At 61.9% G+C, this 22,105-nt stretch carries 19 protein-coding genes; 7 read left to right on the forward strand and 12 right to left on the reverse strand.

The genetic code is table 11. The features are described 5' to 3' along the window. Positions 1-94: 94 nt before the first annotated feature. The 6 genes from AC1DV9_RS18855 (at position 95) to trmFO (ending at position 9,891) form a co-directional block, all read left to right on the forward strand. On the forward strand, positions 95-2,167 hold the full coding sequence (locus AC1DV9_RS18855) for a hypothetical protein (RefSeq protein ID WP_477949672.1): 2,073 nt from the start codon (positions 95-97) through the stop codon (positions 2,165-2,167). 24 nt (positions 2,168-2,191) lie between these two features. Beyond that, positions 2,192-4,615, forward strand: a complete 2,424-nt coding sequence (locus AC1DV9_RS18860) for a type I secretion system permease/ATPase (RefSeq protein ID WP_477949673.1) — start codon at positions 2,192-2,194, stop codon at positions 4,613-4,615. 6 nt (positions 4,616-4,621) lie between these two features. Continuing rightward, positions 4,622-5,968, forward strand: coding sequence for an HlyD family type I secretion periplasmic adaptor subunit (locus tag AC1DV9_RS18865; RefSeq protein WP_477949674.1), 1,347 nt, complete (start codon positions 4,622-4,624; stop codon positions 5,966-5,968). 82 nt (positions 5,969-6,050) lie between these two features. Further along, positions 6,051-6,542 carry a hypothetical protein gene (locus AC1DV9_RS18870; RefSeq protein WP_112387985.1) on the forward strand — a complete coding sequence of 164 codons (492 nt, stop codon included), beginning with the start codon at positions 6,051-6,053 and terminating at the stop codon, positions 6,540-6,542. A 186-nt stretch (positions 6,543-6,728) separates the two neighbouring features. Next, complete coding sequence (locus AC1DV9_RS18875) at positions 6,729-8,387, forward strand: GNAT family N-acetyltransferase (protein ID WP_477949675.1); 1,659 nt, start codon at positions 6,729-6,731, stop codon at positions 8,385-8,387. A 70-nt stretch (positions 8,388-8,457) separates the two neighbouring features. Further along, positions 8,458-9,891, forward strand: coding sequence for a methylenetetrahydrofolate--tRNA-(uracil(54)-C(5))-methyltransferase (FADH(2)-oxidizing) TrmFO (gene trmFO, locus AC1DV9_RS18880; RefSeq protein ID WP_477949676.1), 1,434 nt, complete (start codon positions 8,458-8,460; stop codon positions 9,889-9,891). 4 nt (positions 9,892-9,895) lie between these two features. Here the strand turns inward: trmFO and AC1DV9_RS18885 are convergent, their stop codons facing one another. From AC1DV9_RS18885 to yajC, 5 genes are all read right to left on the reverse strand, one after another. Next, on the reverse strand, positions 9,896-10,366 hold the full coding sequence (locus tag AC1DV9_RS18885; RefSeq protein WP_477949677.1) for a hypothetical protein: 471 nt from the start codon (positions 10,364-10,366) through the stop codon (positions 9,896-9,898). A gap of 70 nt (positions 10,367-10,436) precedes the next feature. Beyond that, positions 10,437-11,288: a phytoene/squalene synthase family protein gene (locus tag AC1DV9_RS18890; protein WP_477949678.1), complete on the reverse strand. Its 852-nt coding sequence runs from the start codon at positions 11,286-11,288 to the stop codon at positions 10,437-10,439. 2 nt (positions 11,289-11,290) lie between these two features. Next, positions 11,291-11,677: an Mth938-like domain-containing protein gene (locus AC1DV9_RS18895; protein WP_112518656.1), complete on the reverse strand. Its 387-nt coding sequence runs from the start codon at positions 11,675-11,677 to the stop codon at positions 11,291-11,293. A 3-nt stretch (positions 11,678-11,680) separates the two neighbouring features. Continuing rightward, positions 11,681-14,224 (reverse strand): protein translocase subunit SecDF, encoded by a 2,544-nt coding sequence (gene secDF / locus AC1DV9_RS18900; protein WP_477949679.1) that lies wholly within the window; start codon positions 14,222-14,224, stop codon positions 11,681-11,683. Positions 14,225-14,260: 36 nt separating this feature from the next. After that, positions 14,261-14,608 (reverse strand): preprotein translocase subunit YajC, encoded by a 348-nt coding sequence (gene yajC, locus AC1DV9_RS18905; protein WP_112387978.1) that lies wholly within the window; start codon positions 14,606-14,608, stop codon positions 14,261-14,263. A 208-nt stretch (positions 14,609-14,816) separates the two neighbouring features. Here yajC and AC1DV9_RS18910 point away from each other — a divergent pair, with 208 nt between their 5' ends. After that, positions 14,817-15,689, forward strand: coding sequence for an ATP-binding protein (locus AC1DV9_RS18910; protein WP_112518658.1), 873 nt, complete (start codon positions 14,817-14,819; stop codon positions 15,687-15,689). 75 nt (positions 15,690-15,764) lie between these two features. On the opposite strand, the gene AC1DV9_RS18915 is transcribed toward AC1DV9_RS18910, so the two are convergent. The 7 genes from AC1DV9_RS18915 to AC1DV9_RS18945 form a co-directional block, all read right to left on the reverse strand. Then, the gene (locus AC1DV9_RS18915) at positions 15,765-17,372 is read right to left on the reverse strand and encodes a peptidoglycan DD-metalloendopeptidase family protein (protein ID WP_477949680.1); all 1,608 of its coding nucleotides are present in this window, start codon (positions 17,370-17,372) and stop codon (positions 15,765-15,767) included. A gap of 166 nt (positions 17,373-17,538) precedes the next feature. Next, positions 17,539-18,192 carry a protein-L-isoaspartate(D-aspartate) O-methyltransferase gene (locus AC1DV9_RS18920; protein WP_112518660.1) on the reverse strand — a complete coding sequence of 218 codons (654 nt, stop codon included), beginning with the start codon at positions 18,190-18,192 and terminating at the stop codon, positions 17,539-17,541. Positions 18,193-18,199: 7 nt separating this feature from the next. Beyond that, positions 18,200-18,967 (reverse strand): 5'/3'-nucleotidase SurE, encoded by a 768-nt coding sequence (gene surE / locus AC1DV9_RS18925; RefSeq protein WP_477949681.1) that lies wholly within the window; start codon positions 18,965-18,967, stop codon positions 18,200-18,202. Between the two features lie 4 nt (positions 18,968-18,971). Then, entirely contained in the window at positions 18,972-20,255 is a 1,284-nt protein-coding gene (gene serS, locus AC1DV9_RS18930) for a serine--tRNA ligase (RefSeq protein WP_477949682.1), read from the reverse strand. Positions 20,256-20,352: 97 nt separating this feature from the next. Then, positions 20,353-21,180, reverse strand: coding sequence for a twin-arginine translocase subunit TatC (gene tatC / locus AC1DV9_RS18935; protein ID WP_112387972.1), 828 nt, complete (start codon positions 21,178-21,180; stop codon positions 20,353-20,355). Beyond that, the gene (tatB, locus tag AC1DV9_RS18940) at positions 21,177-21,845 is read right to left on the reverse strand and encodes a Sec-independent protein translocase protein TatB (protein WP_310298962.1); all 669 of its coding nucleotides are present in this window, start codon (positions 21,843-21,845) and stop codon (positions 21,177-21,179) included. The genes tatC and tatB overlap by 4 nt, the downstream gene beginning before the upstream one ends. Positions 21,846-21,894: 49 nt before the next feature. Then, on the reverse strand, positions 21,895-22,086 hold the full coding sequence (locus tag AC1DV9_RS18945) for a twin-arginine translocase TatA/TatE family subunit (protein WP_112387970.1): 192 nt from the start codon (positions 22,084-22,086) through the stop codon (positions 21,895-21,897). Positions 22,087-22,105: the final 19 nt, after the last annotated feature.

Here is a 22,105-nt window from a genome sequence, read left to right on the forward strand (position 1 = left end):
CAGTTTGGCGGCTTGAAACGCAGCACACGAGAGTATCCAAGGGCGGATATGCTGCAGATCAGGCCGGACACCGTGTCAAACGGGAGGGGCCATCATGCATAGCGAGAAGATTTCCGAAATCATTGCGCACTTCATCGGTCTATTCGATACGGCGGTCGAAGAGGCGAGAGCACGCAATGTATATGCGGAAGGGGCGCGCCCGAATGAGGACGTCGCCATCCAGCCCGAGGACGAAATCCGGGCGGCGGCGTTTTCATCGGATCTGCAACTCAAGGACTTTGACCCGAGCGCACCGTACCGCTCGTTGGCCTACGACATCAATTTCGCCCATCCGCGCTTTTATGGGCACGCCTTCGAAGAGAGTCTGGCGAAGCTTTCCGATCTCGCGCATCGCGACTTCAGCGGCCTCCATTATATCCCGAGCTTCAGCATGCCCGGTGAAGATCCGGAGCTGCAGGTCTTTCAAGGACCTGGGTCGATGGTCGCGCATGTCGCGCAGGTGAACATCCTCTACGACGACGACTATCTGAACATGACGGACCGCGATGCCGAATTCCGGGATACGAGCTTCGTCACTGCGCAACTGCTCTATCTCCAGGAAAAGGCCGAAGCTGCGTCACCGTTCATCAGTCTCGACCGCACTGACAGCGCCGATGCGCTGAAGACGATTGCCGACAACATTCATACCTATGTCAACTCGGTCCTCGACTCGGGAACACCCGGCCCTGACGGCGAGCTGCAGACTTATGGCAGCGACGACACCGATACGAGCGGGCAGACTTATAGCTATGTCGATGCAGGCCGCGACATCGGCGGCACCGAGCTGACAGGTGCAGTCTACATCAACGGCAAGCTCGCCGATGCAGCGCCCGTTCTCGACGACTACATGCCGGACAGAGGCATCGCGAAACCGCCGGAAGATCCCGAGACCGGCAAGACCGACCTGCCGATCGAGCAGCATAGCGGACCACTCAACAGCCTCGACGTGGCCGCCGGCGCCAATGTGCTCGCCAATATCGTCGCCATCACCGATACCGCCGTCATATCCTCGGTGACCGCAGTAATGGGCAACTACCATCAGATCGACGCGATCTCGCAGAGTTACGTCTACAGCGACCATGACCATATCGACAGCATGTTCGACACCTCGGGAAGCGCTGCGACTGTTGCCAAGAACATCGCGAGCTTCCAGCGCAGCGTCTATGACGATGGCGGCTCTCAACACGCGACTTCAGGCGATACAGGTCACGACCCGATCTTCCCGACCGCCTGGCGCGTCAGCGTCGTCGATGGCGACGTGTCCTTCGTCAACTGGATCGAGCAGTATCACTTCATCAACGACAACGACACGATGACGATTACCGCCACCGGCACGGAAGCAACCGTGCTGACGGGCGGCAACGCATCCGTGAATTTCGCGTCGATGTTCGGCATCGGCATGCAATATGATCTGGTGATCGTTGGCGGCAACGTCCTCGACATGAACGTCATTTCGCAGATCGCAGTCCTCTATGACAACGATTGGGCACGCGGCGAACCCGGCGCTCCGGGTGCGACCATCCAGTCGGGCAACAACCTGATCTGGAACCTGGCCGAAATCCACAATGTCGGCGCCAACGACCGTTTCCAAGCGATGCCAGACTATATGGTGCAGACGCAGAAAGCGATCGAAGAGCGTGACGCATCGATGCCGTCGGGGCTGGCGCATGACGCCAATTTCGCAGGCCAGGCCGGGCTCAACGTCCTCTACATCACCGGCAATCTCTACGATGTCAACGTCATCAAGCAGGTCAGCCTGCTCGGCGATTCAGACGACGTCACCCACGCGATCTCAGCGATCGCCCAGAACAACCAGAATGCCACGATCCATGTCGATACCGGCAGCAACGCTGTCGTCAATATCGCGCAGATCCTGGATTACGACACGTTCGGCCACACGACCTATCTCGGCGGACAGCTCTATTCGGATGCCATCCTGATCCAGAGCGGCCTCGTCGAACACGACACCTCCCAGCCGCAATCCGCGCCACTTGCAAATGAGGTCATCGCATTTCTCGGCGATGACGCAACGCATCACGCAGGCTCCGAGGACGCCACAATCAACGGCGGCCACGATCTTTCATGGACGCTGACCCACCCGGACGTGATGCAAGGCGTCACTGCATAGTTTTGAGTAGAGGGAAACGCTCCCATGAATCACATTCCAAAGAACACCTTCACCGGAAGCCGGACTTTGGGACTTGGCCGCCGCGGCAGTGCCTTCGATGAGGACATGACCGACGAGTGCATGTCGGCGATCGACGATGCCGTGGCGAACCTTCGCCAGCTGACGGCAAAGCGTGCTGCCGCAAGGGCTGCGGCACAGGCAGAATCCGCAGCGCGCGCCGATGCGGTGTTCCGTGCCGCTGCGTCCGAAGATATTGCCGAGGTTCCGGCAGCGGCCGCTGAGGCCGAACCCTCCGTGGCCATCGATGCAGAAGCGGACACCGTCGTCGAAGCAACGTCCGAGGTTGAGGCCAAGACCGCGGAGCCCGTGATCGAGCTTGTCGCCGAAGCGCCCCCTCCTGAGTCTGAAATCATCGCGACCGCAGAACCAATCGCCGCTGCTGCAGAACCCGTTGCGCCCGTGATGGAGAAAGCGGCACCGGTTGAGGAAGAGACTGTCGCGCGCCGGACGCCTGAAAGCCCGGAAATTCCAATTGCTATACCCGAGGCCGCGCCTGAACTGAAGCAGAGCCCTGCCGCCATTCCCTTCGGCAAGACCATCGAAGGCAATACCGGTCCGCTGCAGGACAACGAACGCCGGCTGAAGACTGGTGGTGGCGGCAATGGCAAGGATACCGATTCAGGTGGCGGCGGCGGTGGAGGCGGCGGAAACGGCGCCAACTTCCACAAGCGCAGCGAACCGGTGAATTTCGCAGCCAGCCTTGCCAAGGGCATCGCCGCGATCCGCCGCAACATGGTGATCGTCATGGCCTTCACCATTGCGATCAACGTGCTGCTCCTGGCGATCCCGCTCTATCTGTTCCAGATCTCCGACCGCGTGCTGACCAGCCGGTCGATCGACACGCTCGTCATGTTGACGATTGCCGTGCTCGGCGCTGTGCTGATCCAGGCATTTCTCGATTCGATCCGCCGTTTCATCCTGATGCGCACGGCTGTCGAGCTCGAAGTTCAGCTCGGCGCGCCGATCCTCAGCGCTGCAGCACGCGCCTCGCTGCACGGAACGGGCAAGGACTACCAGATCCTGCAGGATCTGCAGCAGCTGCGCGGCTTCATCACGTCGGGCACGCTGATCGCCTTCCTCGACGCACCGCTGATGCCGCTGTTCATCGTCGTGGTCTATCTCGTCCACCCGCATCTCGGCATCATCATCATGGTCTGCTGCGCGGTGCTGTTCTTCATCGCCTATCTGAACCAGCGCTTCACGGCCCGCCCGTTCGCCGAAGCCAATGGCTATCTCAGCCGCGCAAATTTCCATCTCGATTCGATGGCCCGCAATTCGCAGATCATCAACGCACTGGCGATGATCCCGGAAGCCGTGAAGATGTGGGGCCGGGAAACGGCGGGATCGCTGAAAAGCCATGTCGCCGCCCAGGACCGCAACATCATCTTCTCGGGCATCTCCAAGGCCTGCCGGATGATCACGCAGGTGGCACTGCTTGGCTGGGGCGCGCATTTGTCGCTATCGGGCGAGCTGACGGGCGGCATGGTGATCGCGGCTTCGATCGTCTCCGGACGCGCGCTGGCGCCGATCGAAGGCGCGATCGAAGGCTGGCATCAGTTCAACCGTTCTGCCGCCGCCTATGGCCGCATCAAGCAGCTGCTGATCAATTCGCCGCTGAACTTCCCGCGCCTGCGCCTGCCCAATCCGGAAGGCCGCCTCGATGTCGAGCGCATCCTCTTCGTTCCGCCGCCGCAGAAGAAGGTCATCCTTAACGGCATCTCATTCTCGCTGAAGAAGGGCGAATCCCTTGCCGTCATCGGCAATTCGGGTTCCGGCAAGACGACGCTCGGCAAGATGCTGGTTGGTTCGATCCTGCCGACCTCCGGCAACGTACGCCTCGACCTCATGGACCTGCGCAATTGGGATCAGCGGCAGTTCGGCGAAAGCATCGGCTATCTGCCGCAGGACGTGCAGCTGTTTCCGGGAACGATCAAGGCCAACATCTGCCGCATGCGCGATGACGTCGAGGACCATCAGATCTACGAAGCAGCCGTGCTTGCCGACGTTCATGAGCTGATCGCCAGCTTCCCGCAGGGCTATGAAACGGTGGTTGCCGCCGATGGCGCGCCGCTCTCCGGCGGCCAGAAACAGCGTATCGCGCTAGCCCGCGCCTTCTTCGGCAGCCCGAAATTCGTGGTGCTCGACGAGCCGAACTCGAACCTCGACACGCAGGGTGAGGCAGCTCTTGCGCGCGCGCTGATCCATGCCAAGAAGCAGGGCATTACCACCGTCACCATTACGCAACGCCCTGCCCTGCTGCAGTGCGTAGACAAGATCCTTCTGCTCAAGGATGGCTCGGTCGGGATGTTCGGCGAGCGTATGGAAGTGCTGCAAGCCATCCAGGGCAACAACAATAACAATCGTCCCCAGCCGCGTATCGAAGGTTAAATCGAAATGGCGAGTACCACTCTGCAGACGAGCAACAATCCCATCGAATGGTATAGCGAGGTTCCGCGCTCGATCCGCTATCACAGCATCATCGGCCTCAGCGTCCTTGCTGCTTCCTTCGGCAGTTTCGGCATCTGGGCCGGCACGGCGCCGCTGGCCTCGGCGATCATCGCGCAGGGCAGCTTCGTTGCCACGGGCAACAACAAGGTCGTCCAGCATCTCGAGGGCGGCATCATCAAGGACATGCGGGTGAGTGAAGGCGACGTCGTCAAGGAAGGTGACGTCCTCCTGACCCTCGACCCGACAGCGGCGCTGTCGAATGACCGCATGCTCAAGCTCCGGCGGCTGCGCCTGGAGGCGGTAGTCGCCCGGTTGCGGGCCGAAGCTGCCGGCGACAAGGATCTGAAGATCCCCGCGGTCGTCATGGCCGAGGCCAGCGATCCGGATGTCGGTTCGATCATCCAGAGCCAGAATATCGTGTTCCGCAGCAAGCAGGTCAAACTTGAAGAACAGCTGAACCTGATCGACAAGAACATCGCCTCGCTCGACTTTCGCTTCAAGGGTTATAGCGGCCAGAAGGACTCCTTCGAACGGCAGCTTTCACTGCTCACCGAAGAGCGCGATTCCAAGGCCCGCCTCGTCAAGGTCGGCTACATGCGCAAGACCGACCTGCTGGCTATCGAACGCGCAATGGCTGACGCGATGGGCGATATTTCGCGCCTGCAAGGCGAGCTCAACGAGAGCGAAGCCGAGATCGCCAAGTTCCGCCAGGAAGCCGTCATCGCCGTCAACTCCAACAAGCAGGCAGCGCTCGATGCGCTCGAAAGCGCTGATTCCGATCTCGATAGCGTGCGCGAACAGGCCCGCGAAGCGCAGGGCGTGCTCGAGCGGACGGTGATCCGTTCGCCCGTCAACGGTACCGTGATCCGCGCCTATTACCATACGGCGGGCGGTGTCATCACCACGGGCAAGCCGATCATGGAAATCCTGCCAGCGCATGTGCCGTTGATCATCGAGGCGCAGGTTCTGCGCACGTCGATCGACCAGCTGCATGAAGGCCAGACGGCCGCCATCCGCCTCTCGGCGCTGAACCGGCGCACGACACCTGTTCTGAACGGCAAGGTGTTCTATGTTTCGGCGGACTCTATCGAGGAGAATGCCGGTCTGCAGACCAAGGATGTCTATATCGTCCGCGTCGAAATACCGGATTCGGAGATTGCCAAGGTGCATGGGTTCCATCCGGTACCCGGGATGCCGGCCGATGTGCTGATCCAGACATCGGAGCGGACATTCTTCGAATACATCACCAAGCCGATCACCGACAGTATGTCGCGGGCCTTCAAGGAGCGCTGACCGCCCTAATACGAAGAGATTAGAAGCCTCCCGTTCCGATCTGCAGTATTGTCCTTCACAGGATCGGTTGTTGGAGGCTTCTATGGCGGCCATGTCTGACGTGCTTTTGCGGGTTGGGCGCCTGAACTATGTCTGGACCAATACCGAAAGCCTGCTGATCTATGTCATTGCCCACCTTCTGAAAGTGGAGAAGGATGCGGCGATCGTCGTCTTCCTGACGCTGAATACCACCCGCGCCCGTATCGACCTCGTCGAGCGGCTCGCCAAGCTCCACTCCACGCCGCCGGCGGACCGCAAGGCGGTGCTTCAGACGATGGGCCGGCTGAAGCGGGAATCGCGGATGCGCAACAAATACAATCACTGCATCTATTCCTTCGACGACAACGGCCAGATCTCCTCCACCCAGCTGATGCGCCTCGTCGAGGACGACAAGGAAATCCGCTACGGCAAGGTCGAGCAGCTCGACGAGAAGGAGATCCAGGCGCTGGAACACTCGATCGCCGAGATCGTCGCTATCAGCAAATCGCTCTGGGAATTCATCCACGCCAGCGAGCATGCGTCGGCGAACATCTGATCCTGTAGAACAGCAGGCTTGCCCAACACATCGGCAAGCGCCGGGATTACCCGCTCGGGTCCCCATAACCCGCAAATGCTAGCCCGATTTGATGCCGGTGTTTTATCCGAACGGCATATTTGATGGCCGCCGTTTCCCCATAGAATGCAAGCTCCCGAACTGTGTAAGGGGTGTTGGGAGGGGGCAATGCGCATTGAAGTGATCGACACGGACGCTGGATTCGACCAGCTCCGCGAGCAGTGGGACCGGGTCTATCTTCGGGACCCTTACGCACAGCATTTTCTCTCCTGGATCTGGCTCAGATCCTATCTTGCACGGCGGAACCGCTGGTTCGTTCTGGCCTTGCGGGAAAAGCCGGAAGGTTCACCTTACGTCGCCTTCTTTCCGTTACGGGTTCTTACCCAGCATGACGAAAAGACCGGCCTGTTCTTCGACGAGATCGTCATGGCCGGCAATTATTCGGCTGATTATGCCGGGTTTCTCGCTGATCCCGCCTATGAGCGGTTCGCCATCGAAGGCTTCGCGCGTTATCTCAAGCAGCAGAACTGGACGCATCTGAAGGTCGAGTATTTCTATGGATCGCCGGAGCGGCGCAAAGCCTTCCTGCGTGAACTAGAAGGTCCGGACGTGATGTTTCGCGACAGCGCGATCCGCAACGCCGACAATATCGACAACTGCGTCTGCCCCGTCGTCCGGTTGCCTGACAGCTTCGATGGCTATCTCGACAGCAGCATGAGCAGCCAGTCGCGGCAGAAGTTGCGGCGCTTCCTACGCAAACTGGATGGCGGCGAAGAGTTCCGCATCACCATGGCGACCCCGGAGACGATCGATCGCGATCTCGACATCCTCTTCCAGTTCTGGCGGACGAAATGGCTGGCGAAGAAGGGGGTGGAACGGATCGACAAGCTGATCAGCGCGACACGCACTTTGCTGATGGACAGCTTTGCGACCGGCAATCTCGACGTGCCCGTGCTCTGGCATGGCGACCGGCCACTCGGCGTGCTTGCCAACATCGTCGACCGGCAGAAGAAAGCCATCCTGTTCTACATCACCGGCCGCGACGAGGAATGGAAGACGCCCTCGCCCGGTCTTATCCTTCATGGCTACTGCATTCGCCGCGCCATCGCCGACGGTTTTGCGACCTACGATTTCCTGCGTGGCACAGAGCCATACAAATACATGTTCGGTCCAGAGGAGCGGCAGCTTTCCTGCACCGTCTTCCGCACGCGAACTGGCCAGAATCTCGGTGGTATCATCAACCGGCGGAGCATCGACTTCGTCTATGAGCGGGCGCTGGAAATGTACCGGCGCGGCGAGAAGGCCTATGCCGAAGTGGCATTCAAGCAGCTTGCGGTTACGGTCCCCGGCCATATCGGCGCCGAATTCGGTCTCGCCAGCCTGGCGTTCGACAAGGGTGAGCTGCACGAGGCCGAGGCAGGTTTCACGGCGCTTATCGGACGCGTCAAGGACGTGGCACCCGTCTATCTGAAGCTCGGAGAAACACAACTGGCGCTCGGCAGCTATGACGCGGCGGCGCTCACCTTCGGCAAGATCATCCAGAATGCCCCCTTCGACGCGCAGGCGCATTACAAGCAGGGTGTGGCACTCGCCGGCGCTGGACGCAAGGAGGAAGCGGCGCGCGTGTTCTCGATGATCGAACGTTACGATTTCGACGACGCGATGCAACAGACCTATGTCGAAAAGTCACGCGATGCCCTTCGGCGCATCGTCAGCGAACAGAGGCCCACTCAGAAGGTCAGGGCAGCCAAGCCGAAGAAAGTCGCGAAGCGGCCGATGCAGCGTCCCGTCCATCTCCAGTTGGAAAGGGAACCGGCCTTCAGCTGACTTCCCGCAAGCGATCGCTTTTTGAACGCGGGAGTTTCCTGCGTCGGCAAGCCGTGATAATCAGCCGCGCATGAACAAGACCTCTTCCCATTCCCCCATCCACGTCGTCGGCGGCGGCCTTGCAGGCTCCGAAGCAGCCTGGCAGATCGCCCAGGCCGGCGTACCCGTCATCCTCCACGAGATGCGCGGCGTCCGCGGCACCGACGCACACAAGACGGACGGCCTTGCCGAGCTCGTCTGTTCCAATTCCTTCCGCTCCGACGATGCCACCAGCAATGCCGTCGGCGTCATCCATGCGGAAATGCGCCTGGCCGGTTCGCTGATCATGGCCTGCGCCGACAAGCATCAGGTACCGGCAGGCGGCGCGCTGGCCGTCGACCGCGACGGCTTTTCTGATGCAGTAACCAAGGCGATCCACGAGCATCCGCTCGTCACCGTGGTGCGCGAGGAAGTCACCGGCCTGCCGCCGAAGGAATGGGATCTGGCGATCGTCGCCACCGGACCGCTGACGGCGCCGTCGCTCGCGGAGGCCATCCAGGCTGAAACCGGCGCCGATGCGCTGGCCTTCTTCGATGCCATCGCGCCGATCGTCTACCGCGAAAGCATCGACATGGATATCTGCTGGTATCAGTCGCGCTACGACAAGGTCGGCCCCGGCGGTACAGGCAAGGACTATATCAACTGCCCGATGGACGAGGCGCAGTACAACGCCTTCATCGACGCGCTGATCGCGGGCGACACCGTCGGCTTCAAGGAATGGGAAGGCACGCCCTATTTCGATGGCTGCCTGCCGATCGAGGTGATGGCCGAGCGTGGCCGCGAAACGCTGCGCCACGGGCCGATGAAGCCGATGGGGCTCACCAACGCACACAATCCGACTGTCAAGGCCTATGCCGTGGTTCAGCTGCGCCAGGACAATGCGCTCGGCACGCTTTACAATATGGTCGGCTTCCAGACGAAGCTGAAATACGGCGCCCAGGCGGATATCTTCCGGATGATCCCGGGCCTCGAAAATGCCGAATTTGCCCGCCTCGGCGGCTTGCACCGCAACACCTATATCAATTCGCCGACGCTTCTGGACAGCTCCCTGACGCTGAAGTCGCGGCCGGGCCTGCGCTTCGCCGGGCAAATCACCGGCTGCGAAGGCTATGTCGAAAGCGCCAGCGTCGGTCTTCTGGCCGGCCGTTTCGCCGCTGCCGAGCGGAAGGGCGAGGAGGTCTCGCTGCCGCCGTCCACGACGGCCCTTGGCGCGCTGCTCGGCCACATCACCGGCGGTCATCTCGTCACCGACGAAGAGCCGGGCAAGCGGTCGTTCCAGCCGATGAACATCAATTTCGGGCTGTTTCCCGAATTGCAGCCGGGCTCGATCGTCAAGCCTGAGGGCGTCAAGCGCTTCCGCGGCAAGGACAAGACGATCATGAAGCGGCAGCTGATCGCCAAGCGGGCGCTTGCCGATTGCGCAGAATGGCTCGGCCAGAGCGTGCCGCTGGCCGAAAGCGCCTGACGGCTTATTGGTTGCTGGCTGCCGACGCATCTGCCGGCGGCAGCACCAGATCGGCATCGGCGACATAATTGCCGAGCAGCCACAGCGAGACCTCGGACGCTTCCTTGGCGGAAACGAATTCGAAGGTGCTGTTCTGGTGCGGATGGTCGAGGAACTCGATCACCAGTCCCTTGCCGGTCTCCGAGCTTGCAACCCGCACCCTGCCCGGCTGCAGCACGTGGCAGGAGAAGTGCCGGTGCATGCTGCGCATGAAGCCGGCCTTGTTGTCGTGCAATCTGACGAACACCACCTGGCCATCGGCCGTCGCCTGCAGCTGGCGGATCGCTTCGTGCGGAAAGGCGCGATTGAACTCAAGGATCGCGAGACCCATGTCGCGCAGCCCCTCTTCTTCCTTGTTCTGCGACGCCATGCGTGTCGCGACGAAAGCCAGGAGAAACAGGCCAGCGAAAATGATCGACCAGATGATAATGCTCAACGCGGTCTCCAATCCGGAATTGCGGTTGCCGCCTTATAGTGCCTGAGGCTTGCGCGAGTTTGAACTCGCCTCAGATTTTCTTGCGCATCAAGGAAAAGGTCATTCCCAGCTGACGGCGCCATTGCGGCTGCTGCAACGGCCGGTCGAACAACCCTGCCCCTGCCCGTTGCGCCCTTGCCAGCACCGGCCTGGCAAGCGTTGCCGGCAGGAAAGCCGGAAAGACGGAGGGCGGGATTGCCGCCTTTTGCGCCTTGGCAAGATGATCGCGGCCGAGCCCGGCAAAGGCTTCGATCGCTGCGGAAATCCGGGTCTTATCGGCGCCTGCGATGAAACTGTCGCGGTCAAGGCCGGTCGCGCTCAGAATCTCCAGCGGAATATAGACCTGGCCGCGGTGGCGGTGCAGCGGCATCAGCAGCAGCATACCTGAAATCGCCTGCGCGACACCCGCATGTCCGGCGGCATCGGCCGATTTCGTGGCGTCCTCCGGCGACAATACCAGGCTTGCCAGCTGGATCAGCGCCGAGGCTGTTTCGCCCGCATAGCCTTCCAGCGAAGAGCGGCTCTCCATCGGATCGTCATAGAGATCGAAGATGCGGGCTTCGATCATGTCGACCAGCGTCTGCCGCGGCAGGCGGTGGGTTTCGATCGCGCTCAGAAGCTCGGCGGCGGCGGGATTTGCTTCCGTCGAGCCGTGGGCGCTGCCCTCAAGCAGGTCGCGCCAATATTGCATACGCACTTCACCCGGCAGGGGCTCGTGTACGAGATCGCGGATCTTGGCGAGCTCGGCATTGAAGGCATAGAGAGCGACAAGTGCGGCACGCTTGTCCGGCGGCGACAGCAGGCTTGCGAGATAACGGTCCCGGTCGCTGTCGCGCAGCATCGCCAGGCAGATCTCCTGGTTGGTCATCGTCTTCTCGGCCATGGTCAGACCGCGATCAACGCTGCGGCGACGGCCCGCGATTCGGCCAGCATGATATTGTAGGTGCGCACGGCAGCGCCGGTGCTCATCGGATCGGACGAGATGCCGCGGGCCTTCAGCGCCTGCTTCAGCTCGGGCGGCAGGCGTTTCAGTTCCGGGCCGGTGCCGACCAGCAGCACTTCGATGTCGCCAGCCTCTTCGAGCACGCGGATGAAATTTTCGGGCGAGAGCGGCTTCGTCACGTCCATCTCCCAGCCATAGATGCCCGACGGCAGGCAGAGGATAGAGCCGCGATGCGACATGTCGGCGAAGCGGAAGCCGCCGTTTCCATAGCTGTCGATGGGCGCCCGGCCGGGAAAATGTGCCGCGCGGATTTCGATGCCTCTTGCCATGACTTAGACTGTAGCCTTTCCGGGTGCGCCGCCCGCGGTCTCGTTTTCGTCCTCGTCGTCATAGGATTTCGGGCGAAGCCTGAAAAGGATCAGGACCGGCGCAGCAATATAGATGGAGGAAAACGTGCCGACGGCAACACCGAAGAGCATGATGAGCGCGAAGGGACGGATCACTTCGCCGCCGAACAATGTCAGCGCCAGAAGCGCGAGCAGCGTCGTGGCCGCCGTCAGGATGGTGCGCGACAGCGTCTGGTTGATCGATGCATCGATGAGGATCGGCAGCGGCATCCGCGTGTAGCGCTTCAGGTTCTCGCGCATGCGGTCGTAGACCACCACGGTATCGTTCAGCGAGTAGCCGACGATGACAAGCAGCGCGGCAATGCTCGTCAGATTGAACTCGATGCCCGTGACGACGAAGAAGCCGAGCGTCAGGATGACGTCGTGCAGCGTTGCAATGATGGCGCCGATCGCGAACTGCCATTCGAAACGGATCCAGATATAGATCAGGATCGCCGCCAGCGATGCCAGAACGCCGAGCGTTGCCGTTCGCGCCAGTTCTCCGGAGACGGCCGGGCCGACGACATCGACGCGGCGGAAATCATATTCGTCCTGCAATTCGCTGCGGACCAGCGAGATCGCCGATTGTTCGGCGTTGTCACCGCCGCCCTGGGACTGGAGGCGGATCGCAGCACTGTTCGGATCACGCAGGCGCTTGACCTCGACGTCGCCGAGATTGAGCTCACTGAGCCGCGAGCGGATATCTTCGAGATCAGCAGGTCCCTGTTTCGAGCGTGCCTCGATCAGCGAGCCACCGGTGAAATCGACACCGAGATGCAAGCCGGATGCGGCAACGCCCAGCATGCAGACCAGCGACAGCGCGGCAAGCGCCGTGAAGCTGTAGCGGCGGATGCCCATGAAGCGGATAGAGGTGCCGTCGAACACGTCGGTGTGCACGCTTTTCGGCAGATGCTTCAAACGGCGGCGGCGCACCCAGGCCTCGACCAGCGGGCGCGTGAACAGGAATGCGGTGAATGCCGTCGTGACGATGCCGGCCGCCAGCGTTACGGCAAAGCCGCGGATCGCATCGCTGCCGAGATAGAAGAGGATCGCCGACGCGATCAGCGTCGTGATATTGGCGTCGACGACGGTCATGAAGGCGCGCGAATATCCCGCCGAGATCGCCTGATCGAGATGCAGTCCGGCCTTCAGTTCTTCGCGGATGCGCTCGTAGATCAGCACGCTGGCATCGACGGCAATGCCGATCATCAGCACGATGCCTGCGACGCCCGGCAGCGTCAGCGGCGCGCCGAGTACGCTGAGAACGGCGATGATCATCAAGACGTTGACGAGCAGCGCGAGGCTGGCGATGACACCGAGCATGCCGTAGAGGCCGATCATCAGCCCGGCAACCAGGACGGCGCCGATGATGCCCGCCAGCAGACCGGCGCGGATCGCGCCACCGCTGAGCCCCGGATCGATCGTGCGTTCCTCGACGATGGTCAGGCCGGCCGGGAGAGGACCGGAGCGGAGCATCGCTGCCAGATCCTCGGTCTCATCGGGTGCATAGGCGAGTGGAATACGGCTGCTGTCGCCGACCAGAAGCTTGCCGAGTTCAGGGGTTGTCAGCACCTGGTCGTCGAGGAGCACGGCAAGCGTGCGTCCGGCATTCTTCTGGACGAGATCGGCAAAGCGCCTGGACCCGTCGAGATTGAAGTTGAAACTCAGGAACGAGTCGTTGGGCGAATTGCCCGGCTCGACGGCAAAGTCGCCGAGATCCGACTGGTGCATGACCTCGGCGCGTTCGACGAGATAGGCGATCGGCGGATCGTCCTGCGAGTAGACGATCTCGGAACCGGCGGGAACGGTGCCCGCCATGGCATCCTGCGGCGTCACGCTCGCATCGACCAGACGGAAGGTGATCTTGCCCGGCTGGCTAAGCAGATCCTTGAAACGCTGCGGATCGCCGAGACCGGGGATCTGCACCGTCAGCCGGTCGCGGCCCTCGGTGGTGATCACAGGATCGGCTCCACCGGCTTCGACGGCGCGGTGCGCGACGATGGCGATCGAGCGCTGCAGGGCCGATGAAAGGTCGCGATCGATCGACTTGCCTGAAATAGCAAGGTTCAGCTGCCCGTCGGCGCTCTTCGTGATCGTGAAATCCGGATCTGTCGACCCGCCCGAGGCGACTGCCAGCGGCGAAAGCAATGATGCGGCCTGGTCGGTCTGCGCGGGATCGGTGATGCGGACCTGGATGGTCTGATCGTTGCCTGCCAGACCGGTATAGCGGATATTCGCGTCGCGAAGCCGCGAACGGACACTGGCAACCGTGTTTTCGAGCCGGTTCTTGACGATATCGGCCCGCTCGATCTTCACCACCAGATGCGCCCCGCCCTCGATATCGAGGCCCGGCGTCAGCGCCTTATGCGGCAGCCATTGCGGCAGTGAAGAAAGCGTATTGGCGGAGAAGAGATTTGGCGCGGCGGCCAATGCCGCCGCGGCGACGACAAGCCAGATCAGAAATGTTTTCCAACGGGAAAAGTGGTGCATGCTGCCTTTCCGATCCGGCTCGTCTGAAGCCGGTCTTTATGCGGCGTCTGCCTTGACGGGCTCGCCCTTGACGCGGACGTCTGCAATGCCGCTGCGGACGACGCGAACGCGAACGCCATCAGCAATTTCCACTTCCACTTCCTTGTCGTCAACGACCTTCGTGACCTTGCCGACGAGACCGCCGGCGGTGACGACCTGGTCGCCGCGGCGAATGGCGGAAAGCGTCTCGGCGCGCTTCTTGGCCTGGGCGCGCTGCGGACGGATCAGCAGGAAATACCAGACGACCATCAGAGGCACGAACAGGATGATCATTTCGAAGCCGGAGCCGAATGGCGACGCGGCAGTATCCGTTGCGGCCTGGGCAAATGCCGGGGTGATGAACATTGATAAACTCCTCAGCTGCGGGCGGCGAAATTCCGCCTCTCTTTTCAGTGGCCGGACTATAGTTGCGGTAAGAACGAATGCAACAAAAACAGCCGTGAGGCGTACCGAATCCGCCGCCTGATAACCTTTCGGCTGTGGAAAGGCCATGTTACGCCGCCACGAAGGACAAGAGGCGGTTCGCCGCAGTCTATTTTCAGGAGGACATAGCATGGCTGAAGAGATCAACAGCGTCATCCTGCAGGAACTGAAGCGGCTAACGGCAGCCGTCGAGCGGCTTGCCGGTCCCGCCCCTGCCGTGAACGACTGGAACGCCGCGGACTGTTTCGTCTGGTCGCCCGCACGGCAGCATCTGCAGCCCGTGGCACGGCCGAACCGCGTGGCGCTGAAGCTCATCCGCGGCGTCGATCACGTGCGCGATATCCTGCATGAAAACACCGTGCGTTTCGCCGACGGCTTTCCGGCCAACAACGTGCTCCTGTGGGGCGCGCGCGGCATGGGCAAGTCGTCGCTGGTCAAGGCAGTGCACGAGGATGTCAGGCGCGAAAGCGGCGTTTCGCTGAAGCTGGTCGAAGTTCATCGCGAAGACATCGCCAGCCTGCCTGCCCTTCTCGACCTGATGAAGGATGTGCCGCACCGGATCATCGTTTTCTGCGACGACCTCTCCTTCGATCATGACGACACGGCCTACAAGTCGCTGAAGGCGGCATTGGATGGCGGCGTCGAAGGGCGGCCTGACAATGTGCTGTTCTATGCCACGTCCAACCGCCGCCACCTGCTGCCGCGTCACATGATGGAAAACGAGCAGTCGACGGCGATCAATCCATCGGAAGCGGTGGAAGAGAAGGTATCGCTGTCGGATCGCTTCGGCCTGTGGCTCGGCTTCCACAAGTGCAGTCAGGAAGACTATCTGACGATGATTGACGGCTATGCCGATCATTTCAAGCTGACGCTCGATCGCGACAAGATGCGGGCCGAGGCGCTGGAATGGGCAACGACGCGCGGCGCGCGCTCCGGCCGTGTCGCATGGCAGTATATCCAGGATCTTGCCGGCCGCATGCGCATCAATCTTTCCCGCGACTGATGCCGCTGGCCCTCGCCCCAAAACGCAAAAAGCCCGGCTCAAGGCCGGGCTTTCGCATTTCCCCGTACGCGCTAACTATTCGAGGAAGGTGATCGGGTTGACCGGCGAGGCATCCTTGCGGACTTCGAAGTGGACCTGCGGCTGCTTGACGTTGCCGCTCATGCCGGAGACGGCGACGGTCTGGCCGCGCTGGATCTTCTGGCCGCGGGTGACGCTCAGCGTATCGGCATTGCCGTAAACGGTGACCGTGCCGTCGTCGTGACGGACGAGAACGGTGTTGCCGAGTTCCTTCAGGCCATTGCCTGCATAGATGACGACACCGTTTTCGGCGGCCTTGATAGGCGTGCCCTGCGGAACCGAGATATCGATACCGTCGTTGCGGCTGCCGTTGACGTTGGTGCCGTAGGCAGCGATGACCGCACCGCGGACCGGCCAGCGATACTTGCCGATGCCGGTTGCCTCAGGCGCTGCGGAAGCGACATCGGACTTCTTCTCGACTTCATCGACGGTCTGCGTCGCCGCAGGCGCCTTGTAGCCGGCAGGCTGGTTCGACGCGGTCTCGGTTGCGGCCGGGGCGGCGGCCTTCGGCTCGGAGGCCTTGGCCGGGATCGAAGCCGTCTTCATCTGGTCGGTTCCGGCAGAGCCGCCCGGAATGGTCAGCGTCTGGCCGATGCGGATCGAGCTTGCCTGCAGATTGTTGGCCTGCTTGATCGAGTCGACGCTGGCGCCGGTGGCCTTGGCGATCTTGGCGAGCGAGTCACCCTGCTTGACGGTATAGCTTCCGGCGCCGCCGGGAGCCTTGCCGCCGGCCGCTGCAACCTTGCCCATGGCACCGTCAGCGCTGACCTGCGACTTGTCGCGTGCCGTATTGGCACCCGGCAGAACGGCGACGTTCTGCTCCGGCGTCTTGTAGGGCTCCGGAGCCTTGCCCGGCTTGGAGAGGTCAGCCGTCTGCGAGGCGGCCTTGGCCGCGTTGCTGCCGCCGTTGAAGGTCGGGATCAGGATCGACTGGCCAGGCTTGACGGCCGAAGCGGACTTCATGCCATTCGCACGGAGGATTTCGTTTTCAGGAACACCGTAGCGGCGTGCCAGCACAGCGAGGCTTTCGCCCGGACGAACCGTGACGGACGGAGCGTTAGCTGCAGACCAGCCGGTTGCCTTTGGCGTCGAACCCGTTGTCAGCGTGTCAGGTGCTGCAAGCTTCGGAGCAGTCTGCAGCTTGCGCGGTGCGGAAGCCGACTGCGATGCGGGGAACGGCTGAGCCAGGGCTTCCTGGCGTTCGCGGGATGCGACGGGAGCAGCTGTGCCCGGCGCCGAGAGCTCGGAGCGCTGAACCGTGACCGGTGCCGATGCGATGCGGGCATTGGAGCGGATCGCGCCAGTGGAAGCCGGGTAAGGCTGATTGTACGACTGATTGCCGTAGGACTGATTGTTGTTGCCGTAGGCCGGCTGCATGGCGCCACCGCCCTGCATGTCGCCCTGCGGTACGGGATCGCCCTGCAGTCCGCTCATGCTGCGGCGCGGGACCGAACCCGTTGCCATCTGATCCTGACCGGAGCCAAAAAGACCACCGCTGAAGCGCGAAACATCTGAACTGCAGCCTGTCGCCGCACTCGCCAACAAGGCGACGGCCAGAAGATTGAAGGCCGATTTTCCGAACTTTGGCGATACACAAAAACTCATGATACGACCCACTCACAACGCAACCATTTGTGGGAGTATTAAAGCGCGTTAGTATTACCACGCGGTTAAAGCGCTGGAATTGGAGCAGTTTTTTAGAGGAATTGATAACCATAGTCTTGCGGGTGAAAAATCGCACCCCGCGAAAGCGGCACGAAATGTGCGCAGATCAGAGCTGCGAAGCGACCCGCGGAACGATCGGCAGATAGGGAACGGTGAAGAGTTCCTCGCGCTCGAAGCGGCTGCCGGTTTTCGTCAGCCGCACCATCCGGCATTCGTCGTCCGATATCATCAGCGGCGCGATCATCGATCCGCCGGAGACCAACTGATCGGTATAGACGCGCGGCATCGAGGCGAACGCGGCGGTCACGAGAATGCGGTCGAAGGTGCCCTCGCCCTGCAGGCCGTTGCTGCCGTCGGCCTGGCGGACGATGATGTTGCGCAGGCTGAGCTGATCCATGCGCTTCTGCGCATTGACCACCAGCGTCTTGTAGCGGTCGATGGTCAGCACCCGCTCGGCAATCCGGCCCATGACGGCGGCCATGAAGCCGCTGCCGGTGCCGACCTCGAGAACGCGCTGGCCGGGCTTGACCTTCAGATGATGGAGAATGCGGACGGCAAGATCGACGCCTTCAAGAAACGAGCCGCACTCGATCGGGATCGTCCGTGTTGAATAGGCCTCATCGGCAAACTGCGCCGGAACAAAGCGCGAGCGCGGCGTCTGCTCGACCGCCGTCAGAAGGTCGATATCGGAAATACCCTGGGCCCGCAGTCTCAGGACGAGAGCCGCAAAACCTTCCTTCTCGACCAGCTGTGACGTCAATGCCTGCTTACTCCGTAACCGAAAGCGCCCGCTCGACGCGGTCCTTCACGGAATAATCAGTCAGATCCAGTTTCAAAGGTGTTACCGAAATCTTATTATGCTTCAAAGCGTGGATATCGGTGCCTTCGGCGAAGGCGCCGGCGCGCTCGCCGAACTTCAGCCAGTAGTAGGGAAAGCCCCGGCCATCCGAGCGGGCGTCGACCTGCAGGTTGAAGGCGAGCTTGCCCTGTGCGGTAACCTCGACCCCATTGACGTCCTCAGGACGGCAGTTCGGAAAGTTCAGGTTGAGGAAGGTGCCCTCGGGCAGATCGACATTCATCAGCTTCTGCAGCAGCGCTGGTGCATGCGCCTCGCAGACCTCCCACGGCACGATACGGGCACCGTCCGCATAGACATAGGCCTGGCTGAGCGCGAAGGAGCGTACGCCCTGCATCGTGCCTTCGATGGCGCCAGCGATCGTGCCGGAATAGGTCACGTCATCGGCGACGTTGGAACCGGAATTGACGCCGGACAGGATGAGATCCGGCTTGATGTCCATGACCTGCTTGACGCCCATGATCACGCAATCGGTCGGTGTGCCGCGCAGCGCGAAGTGCTTGTCGGAAACCTTGCGCAGGCGCAGCGGCTCCGACAGGCTCAGCGAATGGGCAAGACCGCTCTGATCTGTCTCGGGTGCGACGATCCAGACGTCGTCGGAGAGAGTGCGCGCAATCCGCTCAAGGGCTGCGAGGCCTTCGGCGTGAATGCCGTCGTCATTGGTGAGCAGAATGCGCATGGTCTCAGGCCGCCCGTTCGATCTTCTTCAAGCCGCCCATATATGGCAGCAGCACATCGGGGATAGTCACCGAGCCGTCTTCGTTCAGGTAGTTTTCCAGAACGGCGATCAGGCAGCGTCCGACGGCGGTACCCGAGCCGTTCAGCGTGTGAACGAACCTGGTGCCCTTCTCGCCCTTGACGCGGTAGCGCGCATCCATGCGCCGTCCCTGGAAATCGCCGCAGACCGAGCAAGACGAGATTTCGCGGAAGGTGTCCTGTCCCGGCAGCCAGACTTCCAGATCGTAGGTCTTGCGGGCGCCGAAACCCATGTCGCCAGTGCAGAGCGTCATGGTGCGGAAATGCAGGCCGAGGCGCTTCAGCACCTCTTCGGCACAGGCGGTCATCCGCTCATGCTCGGCGACCGCGCTTTCGGCGTCGGTGATCGAGACCAGCTCGCACTTCCAGAACTGGTGCTGGCGCAGCATGCCGCGGGTGTCGCGACCAGCAGAACCGGCTTCCGAGCGGAAGGACGGGGTGAGCGCCGTGAAGCGCAGCGGCAGCTTTTCCTGTTCGAGGATTTCGGCCGAGACGAGATTGGTGAGCGTCACTTCGGCGGTTGGGATCAGCCAGCGCCCATCCGTCGTCTTAAAGAGGTCGTCGGCGAATTTCGGCAGCTGGCCGGTGCCGAACATCGCCTCGTCGCGCACCATCAGCGGCGACGACACTTCGGTATAGCCGTGCTCGCCGGTATGCAGGTCGATCATGAACTGGCCGAGGGCGCGTTCGAGGCGCGCCAGCGGACCGGTCAGGACCGTGAAACGCGAGCCGGACAGCTTGGTGGCACGGTCGAAATCCATGTAGCCGAGGGCTTCGCCGATTTCGAAATGCTCTTTCGGCGTATGGTTCCAGCGCGGCTTTTCACCGATCGTGCGCGTGACGACATTGCCGCTCTCGTCGGCGCCGACGGGAACGTCATCGAACGGGATGTTCGGGATGCGCGACAGCGCGTCGTTGAGCTCGGCGGTGAACTGGCGCTCATCGTCTTCGGCGGCCGGCAGTGTCACCTTGATGTCGGCGACTTCGGCCTTCAGCTTCTCGGCAAGCTCGGTGTTCTTCTGCGCCATCGCCGCGCCGATCTCCTTCGAGGCGGTGTTGCGGCGTGACAGCAGGTCCTGCGCCTTCTGCACGGCGGAGCGGCGCTTCTCATCGAGGGCTACGAGGGACTGGGCCAAAGCGTCCGCACCACGCTTTGCAAGCGCGGCGTCCAGAGCCTCGGGGTTCTCACGGATCCATTTGATATCGAGCATTGTCGTTCCGGGTCGTTACAAAACAGGAACCGGCCGGAGCCTGACCTGGCTGCGGCCGGAAGATACGGAAGCGTACGGGAAGAGATTGCGAAGCCGCTCAGACGCTGTCCGTGTTGGCAACATCCGCGGATCGTTCCGCCTCTTCGACCGACTGCCGCGCACGCTGGCGCTCGACGAGTCGAGCCGCGTGGATTGCAATCTCGTAGAGAAGGATCGTCGGCAGTGCAAGACCGATCTGGGACATCGGATCGGGCGGCGTCAGAACCGCAGCGACGATGAAGGCCATGACGATCGCGAACTTGCGCTTTTCGGCAAGCCACTGCGAGGTGAGCAGGCCAACGCGCGCAAGCAGCGTGGTGATGACGGGGAGCTGGAAGACCAGGCCGAAGGACAGCACCAGCGTCATGATCAGGCTCAGATATTCCGAGACCTTCGGCAGCAGCGAGATGGCGACGTCGCCATGGCCCGGTGTCTGCTGCATGGCCAGGAAGAACCACATGACCATCGGCGTGAAGAAGAAATAGACGAGCGCAGCGCCGAGCAGGAACAGGATCGGCGAGGCGATCAGGAACGGCAGGAAGGCCGCGCGCTCGTTTTTGTAGAGGCCGGGCGCCACGAACTTGTAGATCTGCGCGGCGATGATCGGGAATGCGATCACCACGCCGCCGAACATGGCGACCTTCACCTGCGTGAAGAAGAATTCCTGCGGCGCCGTGTAGATCAGCTGTGCCTTGTCGACATCCATGCCCGCCCAGATGACGGCGAGCTTGTAGGGATAGACAAGGTAGTTGAAGAGATGCTTGGCAAAGAAGAAGCAGACGATGAAGGCGATGAAAAACGCGCCGATCGACCACATCAGCCGCCTGCGCAGCTCCATGAGGTGCTCGATCAAGGGCTGCGGCTTGTCTTCGATATCGCCGCTCATGCCTCATCCTTTTTCGTTGCCGCTGCCTTCTTCGGAGCAGCTGCGGTCTTCTTTGCTGGTGTGGCCTTTGCGGCCACGGTCTTGGCAGGCGCCTTTGCAGGGGCCGCCTTGGCGGCCGCAGTCTTTGCCGGAGCGGCAGAGGCCTTGGCAGCCGGTGCAGGCTTTGCCTTGGCCGCGGGAGCGGCAGCCACGGGCTCAACCTTTGCAGCAGCCACGGCACGCGGTTTGCGCACAGCCTTCGGCTTTTCAACGGCCGCGGCAACAGCCGGCTCGGGCAGCGGCGCCACGATCGGCGGCGTTTCCGGCAGGCTCATCGACGGTTCCGGGACGCTGACAGGCGGCACGTCGGTCTTGTTCTCGACCTTGGTAGCGCTCTGCAGATCTGCCTTGATGTCGTTGCCCATCTGGCGCAGCGGGTTCATCGCCTCGCGCAGCGTATTGGCCGGGTTCAGACGCTGGGCGTCGGCGAGTGTCTGACGCACCTCGTCGAGATCCGCCTCACGCAGCGCCTCGTCGAATTGCGCGCGGAATTCACCGGCAACCTTCTTGGCGCGCTGGGTCATCTTTCCAAACGCACGCAGCATCGGCGGCAGGTCCTTCGGACCGACCACAACAATCAACACGACCGCGATGACGAGCAGCTCGGTCCAGCCAATATCGAACATTCAAGGCTCCTGGATGGGAAGCGGGGCAAGCCACCCGTTTCCGGACTGGTTACTTCGTTTCGTCGGCCTTGTGATCGACGGTCTTGCCGTCGACCGGCGCGTCCTCGTCGTTCATGCCCTTCTTGAAGCTCTTGATGCCCTTGGCGACGTCGCCCATCAATTCCGGGATCTTGCCGCGACCGAACAACAACAGCACGATGACCAGAACGATCAACCAGTGCCACATGCTAAAAGAACCCATTACGCATACTCCCTGTTGC

Source organism: Rhizobium sp. 01L410 (assembly GCF_056400165.1).